Genomic DNA, 16,783 nt, shown 5'->3' with positions numbered 1-16,783 from the left:
GGCGTACGGTCAGGCCGGGATGTGCGGGGTGCCGTCGCGCATCGGCGGGTAGCGGAAGCGGGCGGCCGTGGTGCCCCGGGTCATCCGGGTGATCTCGGCTTCCCCGACCGGCTCGGTCTCCTCGTCGATGACGACCTCCCAGCGGCAGTGCGGGACCCGCCCGGCCGGCTCCCGGGGCGGGCGGTGGACCGGTCGGATGCGGGCGCGCGGGTTGACCGCCTGGGCGGTCCAGTCGAAGGTGCCGTCCTCGATGTGGTGGCACATGCCCCGGATGGAGCGCTCCCCGAAGGGCTCGACGTCCAGCAGCGCCCCGCAGGAGCGGAGCTGGAAGAAGCCGCGGGTCTCGGAGACGAGCTCGTACTCCACGTCCATGTAGTGCTGGGCGAAGCCGGGGTCGAGCTGGAGGCACTTGAAGATCGCCGAGACCCCGTTCCCCTCGATCTTCATGATCTCGCGGATCCGGTCGGTGTAGACCGGGCTGGCCCCGCGCCACTCCTCGATGGCGATCTCCTCTACCACCTTCTGCCCGTACCGCAGACCGACCGCGGTCAGGGCCGCGCGGTCGAGCAGGTGGACGATCAGGCCGTACTCCCGTACGAGACGGACCAGGGCCTCTTTCGACAGGTCCTCGAAGCGGAAGCCTGGATCGAATTCTCCGGAATAGTCCTTGCGTTCCGTCATGGGGTGAACTGTAGTCTGGACATGTGTCCAGAACAACCGATCGCTTGCTCGGCAGTTCTTCACCCCTCCTGATCGACGGCGAGCTGGTCCCCGGCTCCCGCCGCTTCGAGACCGTCAACCCGGCGACCGAGGAGGTCCTGGGCGAGGCCGCCGACGCCGTCCCCGAAGAGATGGACCGCGCGATCGCCGCCGCCCGCCGCGCCTTCGACACCTCCGGCTGGGCCACCGACCCCGGCCTGCGGGCGCACTGCCTGCGCCAGCTCTCCGAGGCGCTCACCCGCCACTCCGACGAGCTGCGCGAACTCACCGTCGCCGAGGTGGGCGCCCCGCGGTTCCTGACGTACGGCGCGCAGCTCGACGCCCCCGTCGCCGACCTGACCTGGTTCGCCGACCTGGCCGAGCGCTACGAATGGGAGCACGACCTCGGCCGGGCCTCCCCCATGGGCATGACCAGCGACCGCCGCGTGGTCCGCGAGCCGGCCGGCGTGGTCGGGGCGGTCACCCCGTGGAACTTCCCGCACCAGATCAACCTGGCCAAGCTCGGCCCGGCGCTCGCCGCGGGGAACACGGTCGTGCTCAAGCCCGCCCCCGAAACGCCCTGGTGCGCGGCGGCGCTCGGCGTGGTCATCGCGGAGGAGACCGACATCCCGCCCGGCGTCGTCAACGTCGTCACCGGCGCCGACCACGCCCTCGGCGCGATGCTCTCCACCGACCCGCGGGTCGATCTGGTCTCCTTCACCGGGTCCACGGCGACCGGGCGGGCCGTCATGCGCGACGCCGCGGAGACGGTCAAGAGGGTCTTCCTGGAGCTGGGCGGCAAGTCGGCCTTCATCGTGCTCGACGACGCCGACCTGCGCGCCGCCTGTTCCCACGCCGCGTTCGCCGGGATCACCCACGCCGGGCAGGGCTGCGCGATCACCACCCGGCTGCTCGTCCCCCGCGCCCGCCACGACGAGGCCGTGGAGATGACCGCCACGACGATGGCGAAGCTGGGCACCGGGGACCCGCGCGACGACCGCACGGTCTGCGGGCCGGTCATCTCCGCCCGGCAGCGCGACCGGATCGAGGGCTACCTGGACCTCGCGCGCGCCGAGGGAGGCGCGTTCGCGACCGGGGGCGGGCGGCCCGAGGGGCGGGCCAAGGGCTTCTGGATCGAGCCGACCCTCGTCACCGGGCTGGACAACACCGCCCGCGCCGCGCGGGAGGAGATCTTCGGCCCGGTACTGGTGATCATGCCGCACGACGGTGACGACGACGCCGTGCGGATCGCGAACGACTCTCCGTACGGGCTCTCGGGCGCGGTGCACGGCGGCGACCCGGATCGGGCGCGGGCGGCGGCCCGGCGGCTGCGGACCGGGACCGTCAGCGTCAACGGCGGTGTCTGGTACGGCGCGGACGTGCCGTTCGGCGGCTACAAGCAGTCGGGGATCGGCCGGGAGATGGGCGTGGCCGGATTCGAGGAGTATCTGGAGACCAAGGCGATCGCCGAGATCGCGCGGACCGGGGAGGGAGTCGGATGAGCCACTCCGAGGACCGTTCCGGGGGCCGCTTCGGGGGTCGCTTCGGAGGTCGCTTCGAGAACAAGGTCGCGATCGTCACCGGCGCCGCGCAGGGCATCGGCGAGGCGTACGCGCGGGCGCTGGCCGCCGAGGGCGCGAGCGTCGTGGTCGCCGACGTCAGTGAGAAGGGCGCGGCCGTCGCCGAGGAGATCAAGGGGCTGTACGTCCGCACCGACGTGTCCGACCCCGCGTCGGTCCAGGCGATGGCCGCATCGGCGGCCGACCGTTTCGGCGGCGTCGATCACCTGGTCAACAACGCGGCGATCTTCGGCGGCATGCGGCTGGACTTCCTGTTCACCGTGGACTGGGACTACTACAGGCGGTTCATGGCGGTGAACATGGACGGCGCGCTGCTGTGCGCCCGCGCCGTCCGGCCGTACATGGAGGAGCGCGGCGGCGGGGCGATCGTCAACCAGTCGTCCACCGCGGCCTGGCAGTACTCCGGCTTCTACGGTCTGGCCAAGGCCGGGGTCAACGCCATCACCCAGCAGCTCGCCCACGAGCTGGGCGGGATGGGCATCCGGGTCAACGCGATCGCGCCCGGCCCGATCGACACCGAGGCCAACCGCGCGGTCGTGCCCGAGGGCATGGTCCGGAAGATCGTGCGCGACAAGCTGGCGATCAAGCGGGTGGGCACCCCGCAGGACCTGGTCGGCATGTGCCTGTTCCTGCTCTCGGACGAGGCCGCCTGGGTCACCGGGCAGATCTTCAACGTCGACGGCGGCGAGGTGTTCCGCTCGTGACCACGCCACCCGCACCGCCCACGCCACCCGTACCACCCCTGCCGCGCGAGGCGGCGGGACAACACGAGCCGTCGGAACCCCGCGAGCCGGCGGGGCCGTACGGCTTCATCGGGCTGGGACAGATGGGCGCCCCCATGGCGGCGCACCTGGCCGGGTGCGGCCTCGTCGTGTACGACACCCGCCCGGAGGCCATGGCCCCGCTGGTGGACAGGGGCGCCCGGGCCGCGGCGAGCCCCGCCGAGGTCGCCGTCGCCTGCCGGATCATCTCGATCATGGTCCGTGACGACGCCCAGGTGGACGAGGTCATGGCCGGGATCCTTCCCGCGGCGGCCCCCGGCACGGTCGTCGCGATCCACTCCACCATCCACGCCGGGACCGCGGCACGGCTCGCCGAGCGGGCGCTGCCGTACCGGATCGACGTCGTGGACGCGCCCGTCAGCGGCGGCTTCATGGGCGCCCAGGCGGGCACCCTCGCGGTCATGGTCGGCGGGACCGAGGACGCCTTCGCCCGCTGCCGGGAGCCCTTCGGGGCCTGGGCCGACCTCGTCCTGCACATGGGGCCGGTCGGCGCGGGCACCCGGGCCAAACTCGCCCGCAACCTGCTGCACTTCACCGCCTTCGCCGCCGTGGCCGAGGCGCAGCGGCTGGCGGAGGCGGCCGGGGTCCCGCTGCGCCGGCTCGCCCGGGTGGTCCGGCACTCCGACGCCGTCACCGGCGGACCCGGATCGATCATGCTCCGCTCCACCACCGCGCCCCTCGATCCCGGCGACCCGCTCTACGAGATCATGGAGAACGTGCTGGCGCTCGGCGAGAAGGACCTGTCCCTCGCCCTCGACCTGGCCGCCGGGCACGGCGTCGACACGCCCTTGGCCCGGCTCGCGCTCGACCGCCTCGCCGAGGGACTCGGGCTCCCCCCGCGGACCTCCCCCTCGAAACTCCCCAAGGAGGCACGGTGAGTGACGACCGGCGCGAGCGCGGCCTGGAGATGATGCGCCAGGTGTACGGCTGGGAGATCGGCGACGCCCCCGGCGACTTCTTCCGCATCACCGTGGACCATCTCTTCGCGGAGATCTGGACCCGCCCCGGCCTGTCGATGCGCGACCGGCGGCTGCTGCTCATCGGCATGCTGGCCGGGCAGGGGCTCAACGACGTCCTCGACATCCAGATCCCGGCCGCCCTGGCCAACGCCGAACTCTCCCCCGACGAGCTCCGCGAGATCGCCGTCTTCCTCACCCACTACATCGGCTGGCCCCTCGGCGCCCGGCTGAGCGTCCAGATCGACGAACTGATCGCCAAGCACGAGCGGGGCACCCCCTGACCCTCCCCCGCCCCCTCTCCTGACCCTCCCCCGCCCCCTCCCCTGACCTCTCGCCGCCTCGGACATCCGCACACTCCGAGTCTTCTCCCGTGTGCTCCGAGTCACATCCCCGCTGACCTCTCATCCCTCATGCGAACCCCGGATCGGCCGATCGGGAGGAGAAAGGCCGACGCCGCAGGGCGTCCTGCGAGGGATGGGGCGAATGAAACGACTGTCAGGACTTCTCCTCGGTGGCGTGATGATCGCCTCTGCCGCGTCCGTGGCGGTCCCCGGCCCCGCGCTGGCGGCGTCCGCGCCGACAGGACTGCAGGGACTGGACGTCAGCTCCTACCAGCCGAACGTGTCCTGGCCGTCGGTGTACCGCGCGGGCGGCCGGTTCGCCTACGTCAAGGCCACCGAGTCGACGACCTACCGCAACCCCTACTTCGCCGCGCAGTACGGCGGATCCCGGCAGGCCGGGCTGATCCGGGGCGCCTACCACTTCGCGCTCCCGCACAAGTCCTCCGGCGCCGCCCAGGCCGAGTACTTCGTCCGCAACGGCGGCGGCTGGACCGCCGACGGCTGGACCCTGCCGGGCGCGCTCGACATCGAGTTCAACCCGTACAGCTCCTCCAACGGCCTCAACACGTGCTACGGGCTCTCCCCCGCCCAGATGACCGCCTGGATCCGCGACTTCAGCGACCGCTACCTGCAGCTCACCGGCAGGCGGCCCACCGTCTACACCAACACCCACTGGTGGCAGACCTGCACCGGCGGCAGCGCCGCCTTCGGTGACCACCCGCTCTGGCTGGCCCGGTACTCCTCCTCCGTGGGCACCCTCCCGTCGGGCTGGACCCGGCACGCCATCTGGCAGTACGCCAGCTCCGGCACCTTCCCCGGCGACCAGAACCTCTTCAACGGCACCTACGAGCAGCTCAAGCAGCTGGCCACCGGTCAGGGCGGCGGCTCCGTGCCCGCCGGGAGCACGTCCAAGACCGCCACGCGCGTCTCCTTCGTCAACACCGTACGGGAGCCGGTCCGGCGCGGCCGGAGCCTGAAGATCGTCGGCACGCTGAGCCAGTACGTCTCCGGCACCCGCAAGGCCGCCGCCGGGCAGCGGGTCACCGTCCGGTTCAAGCCCCGCGGGTCGTCGGCCTGGAAGACCGCGGGCACCGCCACGACCGCCGCCAACGGCACGTTCCGCAAGACGTTCAAGGCGAGCGGGGACGGCTCCTGGCAGGTCGTCTACGCCGGGGACTCCCGGCGCCTGCCCACCAGGAGCGGCGTCGACTACGTCGACGTCCGCTGACACGAGGGCGGCGGGGAGCGGGCCTCGGCACGGCGGCCGTCGCGCGTCACCCGACTTGATAGGTTCGTCAGGGCCTGTTCACCGCGTCACCGGGGGTGTGGATGTCCGCAGCCGCAGGCGCCGAGCCGCGTGGACCGGGCCGGCCGCGCAGCCGCGAGTCCTGGTCGGCGATCCTGGACGTGACCGCCGAGCTGCTGGAGCGGGACGGATATCTCAGGCTCAGCCTCGACACCGTGGCCGCCCGGGCGGGAGTGAGCAAGCGGACGATCTACCGCTGGTGGCCGTCCAAGGGCGCCCTGGCCATCGAGGCGTACCTCGCCGTGGCGGCCGACCGGCTCACGGTTCCGGACACCGGTTCGCTCCGCGAGGACCTCGAACGGTACGCGCGCGACTTCGTCGGCCTGCTCACCGAGACCGCCACCGCCCGCACCGTCGCCGGGCTGGTGGCGGCGAGCTTCGACGACCCCGAGCTGGCCAGGGCCTTCCGGGAGGACTTCCTGGGCGGTCGCCGCGCCGCCGCCGGAGAGATCTTCGAGCGCGCCCGCGAGCGGGGCGAGCTCCGCGCGGACGCGGACATCGACACCGCCCTCGACGACTTCTTCGCGCCGCTGTGGTACCGCGCACTGTTCACCGGCGCGGCGCTGGACGGCCCGTACGCCGCCGTCCTGGCCGACCGGCTGGCGGCGGCGTACTCCTGAACCTCCCGCTCCGGCACCCGCACCACGTCCACCCGCACCACAGCCATGTCAGAAAAAGATCTCCGATCCGGAATATGGAAACGATCCGGTCAGTTTCATAGATCGTGATGCCCGATACCGCACCGCCCCGCTGGAAGGCGGCCGTCTCCGCATGGCTGGGGCTCTTCCCCCTGCTCGTGCTGGCCGAGTTCCTCCTGGTCCCGCGCCTGACCGCGGTCCCTTCCGTCCTGCGCCTCGCGCTGCTCTCCGCCGCCCTGGTCGCCGCGATGACGTACGCCGTCTCGCCGGCCACCGAACGGCTGCTGCGTCCGTGGCTGACCCGATCCCCCGAAACGGAGTCCTCATGAACACGATCATTCTCGCGCACGCCGTCGAGACCGGCCCCGAGAGCCTCTGGTACCCGTACCTGCGCGCCGCGCTGGACGGACGGGCCGAAGTGAGGATCCCCGCGCTGCCCGACCCCGGCGCGCCCGATCCCGAGGCATGGCTGACGGCACTCACCGCCGCCGGCCGGGACACCGACCCCGGCGACACCGTGCTGGTCGGCCACAGCCTGGGCGGCGTCACCCTGCTGCGCCTGCTGGAGCGGCACGACACCGACCGCCACGGCCCGTACGCCGGGGCCGTGCTGGTCGCCACCCCGTACAAGGAGGTCGGCTACGAGGCGCTGAACCCGTTCTTCGCCCCCCGGTTCGACTGGGCGCGCATCCGGCGGGCGGCCCGGGCGTTCCAGGTCCTCATCGCGGCCGACGACCCCGTGCTCACCCCCGACCCGTTCGATCACGCCAGGCACTACGTGACCGAACTGGGGGCCACGGCCACCGTCCGGGCCGCCGGAGGCCACTTCCCGATCTGGAGTCCCGATGACATCCCGACCGGTCTGGCGCTTCCGGAGGTGACCCCGCTGGTGACGGGGCTGCTCCCCGCCGCCTCCTCCTGACACCGGGCGGCTGCCGCCGAGCACCCGTCGATCCCGATGACGCCGCCGCGGTTTCCGGCGAGACCCTCCCGTCCGGAAACCGCGGCCCGTCCGGCCATGGCCTCCGCGATGCGGATGGACTTCTCGCCGGCCGCCGGCAGCGCGATCCGGCCGTCACGAAGATCTCCTCGATCTCCTCAAACACGACGGACGTCACTAAGGTGACAGCGAGGCGTTCATCTCTCAGACGTCGCCGGAACACGCACTCCCCCTCCCCGACCGGGCCCGGGATCTCGCGCGTCGTCCGGTGGCGCGACCCCCAGGAGGCTGATCGTGCGCACCCGGGTGATCCCCGCCCTCGTCCTCGCCCTGCTCACCGCCGGTTCCATCGCCCCGCCCGCAACGGCGCAGACGGGACCGCCCGCCCCGGCCGCCGTGACGGCCGAGGATCCCCTGCTGGCCAGGCTCAAGGCCATCCCCGGCCTGAGCGTGGTCTCCGAGACCCAGCCGGCCGGCTACCGGTTCTTCGTCCTGACCTTCACCCAGCCGGTGGACCACCGCGACCCCGGCCAGGGCACCTACCAGCAGCGGCTCACCCTGCTGCACCGCTCGGAGACCGCGCCGACGGTCCTGTTCACCGGCGGGTACGGCCTGCCCGTCAACCCCGGCCCCTCCCGGACCGAGCCGACCCGCCTGCTGGACGGCAACCAGGTCTCGGTCGAGCACCGGTTCTTCCGCTCGTCCCGGCCCGATCCGGCGGACTGGCGCGACCTCACCATCTGGCAGGAGGCCGGCGACGAGCACCGCATCGTCCAGGCGCTCAAGACGGTCTACTCCGGCAAGTGGATCCAGACGGGCGCGAGCAAGGGCGGCATGACCTCGGTCTACCACCGGCGCTTCTACCCCGGCGACGTGGACGGGGTGGTGGCCTACGTCGCCCCGAACGACCGGGTCAACCCCCTCGACGGGGCCTACGACAGGTTCTTCGCCACCGTCGGCGACGCCGCCTGCCGTACCGCGCTGGACACCGTGCAGCGGGAGGCGCTCAAGCGCCGCGACCGGCTGGTGCCCAGGCTGGAGGCGCACGCCGCGCAGAACGGCCTCACCTTCACCCGGACGCTGGGCAGCGCCGACCGGTCGTTCGAGATGACGGTGCTCGACACGGTGTGGGCCTTCTGGCAGTACTCCACCGCGGCCGACTGCGCGGCGGTGCCGGCCGCCACGGCCTCCGACGACGAGCTCTACGCCTGGATCGACTCCGTCGCGGGCTGGTCGTTCTACACCGACCAGGGCATCGAGTACTACACGCCGTACTACTACCAGGCGGCCACCCAGCTCGGCTGGCCCGAGCTGAGGTTCCGGCACCTGCGCGGCCTGACCCGCCATCCCGGTCTCTACCAGCCCAACTCGGTCCTGCCCGCCGAGCTGCGCTCCCGGCACGATCCGTGGCCGATGCTGGACGTGGACCACTGGGTGCGCTCGCGGTCGAGCCGGATGATGTTCGTCTACGGCGAGAACGACCCGTGGGGGGCCGAGCGGTTCACCCCCAGCAGGCATGACTCCCACTTGTACGTCGCACCGGGGGCCAACCACGGGGCGAACATCTCCGCCCTGACGGAGGCCGACCGCGAGGCGGCGACGGCGACCCTGCGACGCTGGGCCGGGGTGGCCGACGCGCCGCCGGCCACACGGAGCGCGCCGCCGTCCATCCCCGACGACGACATGCTCCCCGACCGCCGGACCTTCTGAGCCGCCGTTTCCGTGAAGCCCCGGCATGCCGTACGGTCCGCGTGGGCCGTACGGCATGCCCCGCTGGCAGACTCGTTCCCATGCGGATCACACTGCTCCAGGGAGACATCACCGCGCAGCGCGTCGACGCCGTCGTCAACGCCGCGAACTCCTCCCTCCTGGGAGGCGGCGGGGTCGACGGGGCGATCCACCGGCGCGGCGGCCCCGCGATCCTTGAGGAGTGCCGGAAGCTGCGCGCCTCGCACTACGGCCGGGGGCTGCCGACCGGCCAGGCCGTGGCGACCACGGCCGGCGAGCTCCCGGCCCGCTGGGTCATCCACACCGTCGGTCCCGTCTACTCCGCCGGGGAGGACCGTTCGGAGCTGCTGGCCTCCTGCTACCGGGAGTCGCTCCGGGTCGCCGACGAACTGGGCGCGGCGAGCGTCGCCTTCCCCGCGGTGTCCACCGGGATCTTCGGCTGGCCGATGGACGACGCCGCCCGGATCGCGGTCGGCACCGTACGCGCCACGCCGGCGCGGGTGGAGGAGGCACGGTTCGTGCTGTTCACCGCGGACGCCTACGCCGCCTTCGAACGGGCCCTCGTCACCGGCTGACCGTGGTCGTACGGGTGGGAAACCGGCGGTGCCCCCGGGTATCGTCGGGCACGTGATCGCCGTGGTGGCCGGGCCGGTGCCCACTGGCTGCTCCGGACGGACCGGGAGACGACCCGGAGGGACGCGTGACGGTGGACGGGGCAGCGGACAGGACGGCGGACAGGACGATCGCGGACTTCTGGTTCGACCCCTCCTGCCCGTACACCTGGATCACCTCCCGGTGGCTGGTGGAGGTGGAGAAGGTCCGGCCGGTCGAGGTGCGCTGGCACGTGATGAGCCTGTCGGTGCTCAACGAGGACCGGGACGACGACCCGGAGGACGATCCCGAGGGCTATCTGTGGGTTCCCGTGCGCGTCTGCGCCGCCGTACGGCACCATCACGGGCAGGAGGCGCTCGGCAGGTTCTACACCGCGATGTGGACGGTCGAGCGCGAGCACGACGACTGGATCGGCTCGCTGCACGACGCGCTGGAGGCCGCCGGGCTCCCGGTGGAGCTGGCCGGGGCGGGCATGTCGACGGAGTACGACGAGCTGGTGCGCGCCTCGCACGCCGAGGGCGTCGCCCTGGTCGGCACGCACGTCGGCACCCCGGTGGTCGCCGTCACCGGAACCGGCGGGGGGCGCGTCGCGTTCTTCGGCCCCGTCATGTCCCGCATCCCCAGGGGCGAGCAGGCCGGCCGCCTGTGGGACGGGACCCTGCTGGTGGCCGGGGTCCCGGGTTTCCACGAGCTGAAGGGGCCCCCGCACGAGGAGCCCCGGCTCGGCTGATCCGCTCCGCCGCCACGGAGACCGAGCGGTGCCACAGCGATCGAGCGGTGCCACGGAGATCGAGCGGTGCCACGGAGATCGAGCGGTGCCACGGAGATCGAGCGATCATCTCCCCAGACGGACAGATCCATGCGCATACTGCTGTATCCACTGTATCCGTACAGCCGTATCCGCCTCGTGCGACGTCAAGGGCGGCTCGACCGTCGATCCGGTTCGGAGGAGAGCGAGACGTGAGCGTGGCCGGGCCGGAAGACAGACCGTTCACGGCGAAGGAGGCGAAGGCCCTCTGCCGTGAGGCGGAACGCCTTCTGGCCGACGCGCGCGCCCTCTACGACGAGCACACCCTGGTCCACCAGTCGGTGAAGCAGGCACTCGGCGCGTTCCGCAGCCGGCTGGCCCGGGCCGAGCTGGACGCGATCCCCGTCACCCGGCTCAACGACGTGACCGGCGGGCGGCTGCGCATCGGGGCCCTGGAGCGCGCCGGATACACCACGGTGCTCCAGGTCCTGGAGTCCTCTCCGTACTACCTGCAGCTGGTCCCCGGGATCGGTGCGCAGACGGTGAGTCGGCTGCACGCCGCGGCCCGCCAGATCGCCCGGGCCGTCGAGGAGTCCGTCGGCGTCCGCCTCGACACCGAGGACCGCGGCCCCGGCGCCACGGACCTGGTGATCGCGCTGCACCGGCTGGTGGACGTCGGCCCCGACCTGCCTGTCGCCGTTGACACCGCCCGTGAACTGAGCAAGCGGATCAGACCGCTGCTGACCGCCGCGCACCCGGCGCGCGGGCGCCTGCGGATGATGTTCGCCGGCTCCGGGCGCCGCCGGCGCGCCCGGGAGGCGCTGGCGGAGCTCTCGGGCCTGCTGGACCGCGCCCGCGAGACCCGGCTCCTGATCGTCCAGGTCACCACCGACCTGCTCCGCCCTCCGGTCTCGGAGTTCGAGGCGTGGACCGACTTCGAGTTCCGGGCGTCGGACTACTACAGCCTGCTCGCCGAACTGGCCGGCGAGCCCGGATCGGCGATCGAGGGCCTGCTCCCCGACGACCTGGTCGCGAAGGTCGGCGCGCAGGAGCTCGACGAGACCCACCTGCGCGTCTCCCTCCGCGGCTACCAGGCCTTCGGCGCCCGCTTCGCCCTCACCCAGCGGCGGGTGATCCTCGGTGACGAGATGGGCCTGGGCAAGTCGATCGAGGCCATCGCCGCCCTGGCGCATCTCAAGACGGAGGGGAACGATCACTTCATGGTGGTCTGTCCCACCAGTGTGCTGATCAACTGGGTACGGGAGATCCACGCGCGCAGCACCCTGGACGCCTACCCGCTGCACGGGAGCACGCGCCTCGCCGCCGAGGAGGAGTGGGTCCGGCGCGGCGGCGTGGCCGTGGTCACCCTGGACAGTCTCCACCGGCTGAAGCTCCCGCCCCACGTCCGGATCGGCATGCTCGTCGTGGATGAGGCGCACTACGTCAAGAATCCCCGGGCCAACCGCTCCAGGGCCGTCGCCCGCTGGTGCGGGAGCGTCGAGCGGGTGCTCTTCATGACCGGCACGCCGATGGAGAACCGGGCCGAGGAGTTCCGTGTCCTGGTCTCCTACCTCCAGCCCGACCTGGCCGCGCGCCTGCGCCGCAGCGACGACGTCATCATCGGGGCGGAGGCGTTCCGCAAGGCCGTCGCCCCCGTCTACCTGCGCCGCAACCAGGAGGACGTGCTCACCGAACTGCCCGGCCTGGTCCAGGCCGAGGACTGGGTGGAGTTCAGCGGCGCCGACCTGTCCGCCTACCGGCAGGCCGTCGCGGAGGGGAACTTCATGGCCATGCGCCGCGCCGCCTACGCCGTCCCCGACACCTCGGCCAAGCTGAAGCGCCTGCTCGAACTTATCGACAAGGCGGAGGCCGCCGGGCTCAAGGTCGTGGTCTTCTCCTACTTCCGCGACGTGCTCGCGAGCGTGCGGACCACGCTGGACGGCCGGGCCCACGGGCCGATCTCCGGCGACGTCTCCCCGGCCCGCCGCCAGCAGGTGGTGGACGAGTTCTCCCGCGCCAAGGGACACGCGGTCCTGCTCAGCCAGGTCCAGGCGGGCGGCGTGGGACTCAACCTGCAGGCGGCCTCCGTAGTGATCATGTGTGAGCCGCAGGTCAAACCGAGTATCGAGGCCCAGGTCGTGGCCCGTGCCCACCGGATGGGCCAGGTGCGCAGGGTGCAGGTGCACCGGCTCCTCGCGGCGGACACGATCGACCAGCGCATGCTCGACATCCTGCGCTCCAAGACGAAGATCTTCGACGCCTACGCCCGCCGGAGCGACCTGGCCGAGTCCACCGCCGAGGCCACGGACGTCTCCGAGCGGGAACTGGCCCGCCAGATCGTCGAGGAGGAACAGCGCCGCCTCGCCCTCGGCGCGTTCACGCCCGGATCCGTCACTCCTTGAGCTCTTGGGTCCTTCAGTCGCGGCGCACGAAGTTGACCCGTTCGAGGTGCGGCCTGTAGTCGGCGGGGCCGAGGACCAGCTTCTCCCGGATCAGGTCGACGGCGCCGCCTCCGGAGAGGCCCACGCGCTGGTAGATCCGGGTCCCGGCCCGCTCCCGCTGGACGATCACATGCTCGTCGTCGTACCAACCGGCGAAGGCGCGGACGTCCCGGCCGAACCGGTGCACGATCTTCCCGGTCTCCGCGTCGACGATGCCGATCGGCCCGCCCCCGCCGTTCCCCCGGGAATCGCCCAGGAGAGTGCCGAACAACCGTCCCGAGGGTGAGAAGGGCGTCGTCGTGTGCCACTCGTCGAGGGTGCCGACACCGGTGTAGACCCTGCGCTGCCTGCCGTCCAGGTCGTAGACGGCGATGCGGCGCTTGCCCGGCCCGGCCTCCGGCCCGTTGCGCACGGCCATCACCCGGTCCGCGGAGCCGGCGAAGTAGAAGCGGTGGGAGCGCCCGATGCCCCAGTCGCTCACGCGGTGGCGCGGTCCCGCGTGCACCAGCCGGGCGGTGCGATCGGCCGCGTCCACCGTGACGAATCCGATGATCGTGAGGCTGCCGTCGCGGTGCGGCCGGTAGGCGGTGAGCAGGAGGGTACGGCCGTCCGCGGACCACTCGGGAGAGGTCACCGGTGCGGGCAGCGCGATCGTGTGCGTCCGCCCGCTCTCCCGGTCGGTCAGGTCGATCTTCCGTACCGCCCGCCACAGCCGGTGGTCCGGGATGCCGGCCACCCATCTCTCCCCCGGCGCCACCAGCGCCTCGCGATACCGCGTCCTGCGGAACCGGTCGCCCTCGCGCAGGTAGCCGTAGTGCTGCTGGCCCGCGTCGAAGACGAGGGAGTACGAGGCCAGCCGGACCGGCGCCCCCGCGGCCTCGTCGACCTCGCCCCGGGTACCGGCGAGCTTGGTCCACCGTCCCTGTGCGACGGACTCGGCGCCCGCGGACGGTCCCGGCGTCCCCGTCTCCCGCGCGCCCGCGGGCGGCGCCCCGGCTGCCGTGATCGCCACGGCCGCGAACGCGGCGACGGCGGGTGTGATGAAAGCCTTGATACGCATACGCATCCCCCTTTTTCCTCTGATGAGATGCGTGATCGCGGAGATTGGTTCATGGAAGGGCGAGCACACCGGCGGTCAGCGGTGCGGCGGGGGTCAGTAACGCCAGCGGCTGCGCTCGACGACCTCGTCGTCACTCGCGCCCTCGAACAGCGCGATCTCGCCGCGCCGGACCGTCGCGACGGTGTCCACGATCTCCGGCCCGAGCGCCGCGCCGAGGACCGGGTCTTCCTCGAACGCGGCGACGGCCTCGGCCAGCGAGCCCGGCAAGGCCGCGATCCCCAGCTTCCGCCGGGTCTCCTCGTGCATCCCGGCGGGGTCCTCCTCGACCGGCTCCGGCAGCTGCGACCCCGCTCCGATCCCGGCCCGGCCGGCCGCCAGCAACGCGGCGACCAGCAGGTACGGGTTGGCCGCCAGGTCGACGCACTTGACCTCCACGTTGGCCGCCCGATCCCGCTCCCCCACCGAGCCGGTGACCAGCCGCAGCGCCGCCTCCCGGTTCTCCCTCCCCCAGCAGGCGAACACCCCGGCCCAGTGCGAGGGCACCAGCCGCAGGTAGCTCGCGACCGCCGGAGCGCCGACGGCGAGCAGCGCGGGCAGCCGCTCCAGGATCCCGGCGGTGAAACCCTCGCCCTCGGGGGTCAGCCCGTACGGTCCCGGACCGCCGGACATCAGGTTCGTCCCGTCGCGCCACAGGCTGAGGTGCACGTGACCGCCGTTGCCGACCCCGCCGGCGAGCACCTTCGGGGCGAAGGTGGCGCGCATCCCGTTCCGGGCGGTGACCGCGCGGACGGTCTCGCGCACCAGCACGGCGAGGTCCGCCGCGCCGACCGGGTCCGCCGCGGCGACGGAGACCTCGTACTGGCCGGCGGCGTACTCGGGGTGCACCTGGTCGACCGCGACCCCCTGGGCGGCCAGCGCGGCGAGGATCTCGCGCAGGTAGCCGGCGAGCTCGGTGAGCCGGGTCATGCCGTACGCCGGTCCCCGGGACGCGGGGACGAACGCGTCGCCGGCGCCCGCGGAGACGCACCACTCGATCTCGAAGGCCGCGCGCACCGCGTAGCCGTCCCCGGCCAGCCGGTCGGCCTCGCGCCGGGCCAGGGCGCGGGCGTCCAGCGGGTGCGGCACGCCGTCCTGGTCGTAGCGGTCGGCCGGCGCCCAGGCCCAGCCGGGGAGCGCGGCCAGCCGGGTGAGCCTGCCCAGGTCCGGGTGGAGCCGCAGGTCCCCGACCGGACCCCCGGCGTACCGTCCGGGAGCGATCGAGTCGTCGAGCAGGAACGCGTCGAACACCGGCGAGGCCCCGACGCCCCAGGCGGCGGCCTGTTCCAGGCGGGCCAGGGGCACCGCCTTGACCCTGGTGATGCCACTGGTGTCCACCCAGGTCACCGCGGTGGCCTCGATGCCGTCGGCGGCCAGGGCGGCGGCGGCCGTCCGGGCCTGTTCGGCGCGGCGGGCCCGCTCGGGTGCGGTCAGCGGCCGGAGCATCGGCGGCTGCGGTCTCGGTGACTGGGACTTCGGTGGCTGGGACATCGGCGGCTGGGACATCGGCGATGAGGACGGTGACGGTGGTATCGGCGCGGCCTCCACGGTTCCAGACTAGACATCGTCCGCCCGGCGGTCGCGGGTCCGGCTCGGCGTGCCGGTCCGATCGTGGTAAGTCTTGTCGGGCGAGCGGTTCCCGGTGAGCCCTGGGCCGATGGACCCGGGTCCGGCGCTCAGGTCCGATACGCCGATCGGAATGACTCGGAATGGCGATGCCGACTCCCGAACTCCTGCCCGCGGTCGCCGCGCTCCGGCTGGTCGACCACCACTGCCATGGAGTCGTGCCGCGGGATCTGCGGCGCGCCGGGTTCGAGGCGCTGCTGACCGAGGCCGAGAGCGCTTCCGGGCTGGGCGGGAGCCTGTTCGACACGCAGGTGGGCTTCGCCGTGCGCCGCTGGTGCGCGCCCGTGCTCGATCTGCCCCGGCACGCCGAGCCGGAGGAGTATCTGGCCCGCCGGGCGGAGCTCGGCCACGCCGAGGTGACCCGGCGGCTGCTGCGCGCGGCCGGGCTCGGCGCCCTGTGCGTGGACACCGGGCACAACCCCCGGTCGCTGCTCTCCCCCGGCGAGCTGGCCGAGGCCGCCGGGGCGCCCGGCTACGAGATCCTCCGCCTGGAGCACGTCGCCGAGGATGTCGTCGAATCCGGGACCTCCGCCCGGGGCTTCGCCGGCCGTTTCCGCGAGCGCCTCACCGAGCTGGTGCGCGCCGGGGAGGGCCGGGTGGTCGGGGCCAAGTCCGTCGCCGCCTACCGGGCCGGGCTGGCGCTGGCCCCGTACCGGCCCGGGGAGGGGGAGGTCGCCGCGGCGGCGGGCCGGTGGCTGGCCGGGGCGCGGCCGGACGCCCCGGCCCGGCTGGCGGACGAGGTGCTGCACCGGTTCCTGGTGTACACGGCGCTCGACCTCGGCCTGCCGGTGCAGTTCCATGTCGGGTACGGTGACCCGGACGTGCACCTGTCCCGGGCGAATCCGGCGCTCCTGACCGACCTGCTCCGGGCGACCGCTCCGGCGGGGGTGCCGATCGTGCTGCTGCACAACTACCCGTACCACCGGGAGGCCGGGTACCTCGCCCAGGTGTTCCCGCACGTGTTCGCCGATGTCAGCCTGGCCCTGCACAATCTGGGCCGGCGGGCCGGGGCGCTGCTCGCCGAGGCTCTCGAACTGACCCCGTTCGGCAAGCTGCTCTACGCCTCCGACGCCTACGGCCTGCCCGAGCTGTACCACCTCGGTTCGGTGCTGTTCCGCGGCGCGCTGTCCGGACTGCTCCGGGAAGGGCTGGCCGAGGACGCCTGGACGGAGCGGGACGCCGCCCGGATCGCCGGGATGATCGGCGCGGGCAACGCCCACCGGGTCTACCGCCTCCCCGCCTGACAGGTACGGCGCCGCCGGTCGGCGCGGTGCCGGGCGTGATCCC

General features: G+C 72.9%; 16 protein-coding genes. 13 read left to right on the top strand and 3 right to left on the bottom strand.

The features are described 5' to 3' along the window. Positions 1–9: 9 nt before the first annotated feature. Positions 10–681, bottom strand: coding sequence for a hypothetical protein (locus tag IEZ08_RS11145; RefSeq protein WP_068922366.1), 672 nt, complete (start codon positions 679–681; stop codon positions 10–12). Positions 682–704: 23 nt separating this feature from the next. On the opposite strand from IEZ08_RS11145, the gene IEZ08_RS11140 reads away from it, so the two are divergent. The 12 genes from IEZ08_RS11140 to IEZ08_RS11085 all read left to right on the top strand — a co-directional run bounded on the left by IEZ08_RS11140 (position 705) and on the right by IEZ08_RS11085 (position 12,735). Next, complete coding sequence (locus tag IEZ08_RS11140; RefSeq protein WP_218061673.1) at positions 705–2,201, top strand: aldehyde dehydrogenase; 1,497 nt, start codon at positions 705–707, stop codon at positions 2,199–2,201. Then, entirely contained in the window at positions 2,198–2,983 is a 786-nt protein-coding gene (locus IEZ08_RS11135; RefSeq protein ID WP_189242095.1) for an SDR family oxidoreductase, read from the top strand. Before IEZ08_RS11140 ends, IEZ08_RS11135 begins: the two co-directional genes overlap by 4 nt. After that, a complete protein-coding gene (locus IEZ08_RS11130; RefSeq protein ID WP_218061672.1) occupies positions 2,980–3,939 on the top strand; it encodes an NAD(P)-dependent oxidoreductase in 960 nt (319 codons plus the stop codon). The genes IEZ08_RS11135 and IEZ08_RS11130 overlap by 4 nt, the downstream gene beginning before the upstream one ends. After that, positions 3,936–4,301, top strand: coding sequence for a carboxymuconolactone decarboxylase family protein (locus tag IEZ08_RS11125; protein WP_068922362.1), 366 nt, complete (start codon positions 3,936–3,938; stop codon positions 4,299–4,301). The genes IEZ08_RS11130 and IEZ08_RS11125 overlap by 4 nt, the downstream gene beginning before the upstream one ends. Positions 4,302–4,539: 238 nt before the next feature. Continuing rightward, positions 4,540–5,589, top strand: coding sequence for a lysozyme (locus IEZ08_RS11120; RefSeq protein ID WP_229803057.1), 1,050 nt, complete (start codon positions 4,540–4,542; stop codon positions 5,587–5,589). A gap of 101 nt (positions 5,590–5,690) precedes the next feature. Continuing rightward, entirely contained in the window at positions 5,691–6,287 is a 597-nt protein-coding gene (locus IEZ08_RS11115) for a TetR/AcrR family transcriptional regulator (RefSeq protein ID WP_068922360.1), read from the top strand. A gap of 107 nt (positions 6,288–6,394) precedes the next feature. After that, the gene (locus tag IEZ08_RS11110; RefSeq protein ID WP_189242093.1) at positions 6,395–6,634 is read left to right on the top strand and encodes a putative antibiotic biosynthesis monooxygenase; all 240 of its coding nucleotides are present in this window, start codon (positions 6,395–6,397) and stop codon (positions 6,632–6,634) included. Continuing rightward, the gene (locus IEZ08_RS11105) at positions 6,631–7,227 is read left to right on the top strand and encodes an RBBP9/YdeN family alpha/beta hydrolase (RefSeq protein ID WP_189242092.1); all 597 of its coding nucleotides are present in this window, start codon (positions 6,631–6,633) and stop codon (positions 7,225–7,227) included. The genes IEZ08_RS11110 and IEZ08_RS11105 overlap by 4 nt, the downstream gene beginning before the upstream one ends. A gap of 312 nt (positions 7,228–7,539) precedes the next feature. Continuing rightward, a complete protein-coding gene (locus IEZ08_RS11100; protein WP_068922357.1) occupies positions 7,540–8,955 on the top strand; it encodes a S28 family serine protease in 1,416 nt (471 codons plus the stop codon). Positions 8,956–9,035: 80 nt separating this feature from the next. After that, positions 9,036–9,548 (top strand): O-acetyl-ADP-ribose deacetylase, encoded by a 513-nt coding sequence (locus IEZ08_RS11095; RefSeq protein ID WP_068922356.1) that lies wholly within the window; start codon positions 9,036–9,038, stop codon positions 9,546–9,548. A 125-nt stretch (positions 9,549–9,673) separates the two neighbouring features. Continuing rightward, entirely contained in the window at positions 9,674–10,315 is a 642-nt protein-coding gene (locus tag IEZ08_RS11090; protein WP_275424742.1) for a mycothiol-dependent nitroreductase Rv2466c family protein, read from the top strand. 230 nt (positions 10,316–10,545) lie between these two features. Then, entirely contained in the window at positions 10,546–12,735 is a 2,190-nt protein-coding gene (locus tag IEZ08_RS11085) for a DEAD/DEAH box helicase (RefSeq protein WP_068922355.1), read from the top strand. Between the two features lie 13 nt (positions 12,736–12,748). On the opposite strand, the gene IEZ08_RS11080 is transcribed toward IEZ08_RS11085, so the two are convergent. Further along, positions 12,749–13,834 carry a TolB-like translocation protein gene (locus IEZ08_RS11080; protein WP_068922354.1) on the bottom strand — a complete coding sequence of 362 codons (1,086 nt, stop codon included), beginning with the start codon at positions 13,832–13,834 and terminating at the stop codon, positions 12,749–12,751. A 93-nt stretch (positions 13,835–13,927) separates the two neighbouring features. Then, positions 13,928–15,361, bottom strand: coding sequence for a type I glutamate--ammonia ligase (locus tag IEZ08_RS11075; RefSeq protein WP_084780932.1), 1,434 nt, complete (start codon positions 15,359–15,361; stop codon positions 13,928–13,930). Between the two features lie 218 nt (positions 15,362–15,579). Here IEZ08_RS11075 and IEZ08_RS11070 point away from each other — a divergent pair, with 218 nt between their 5' ends. Then, positions 15,580–16,740 (top strand): amidohydrolase family protein, encoded by a 1,161-nt coding sequence (locus IEZ08_RS11070; RefSeq protein WP_218061671.1) that lies wholly within the window; start codon positions 15,580–15,582, stop codon positions 16,738–16,740. The last annotated feature ends 43 nt before the right edge of the window (positions 16,741–16,783 follow it).

This window comes from Planobispora rosea, assembly GCF_014648175.1.
GTDB classification, from domain to species: domain Bacteria; phylum Actinomycetota; class Actinomycetes; order Streptosporangiales; family Streptosporangiaceae; genus Planobispora; species Planobispora rosea.
The sequence above is the reverse complement of the archived record's forward strand: the minus strand, read 5'-3'. Positions and strand labels throughout refer to the sequence as shown.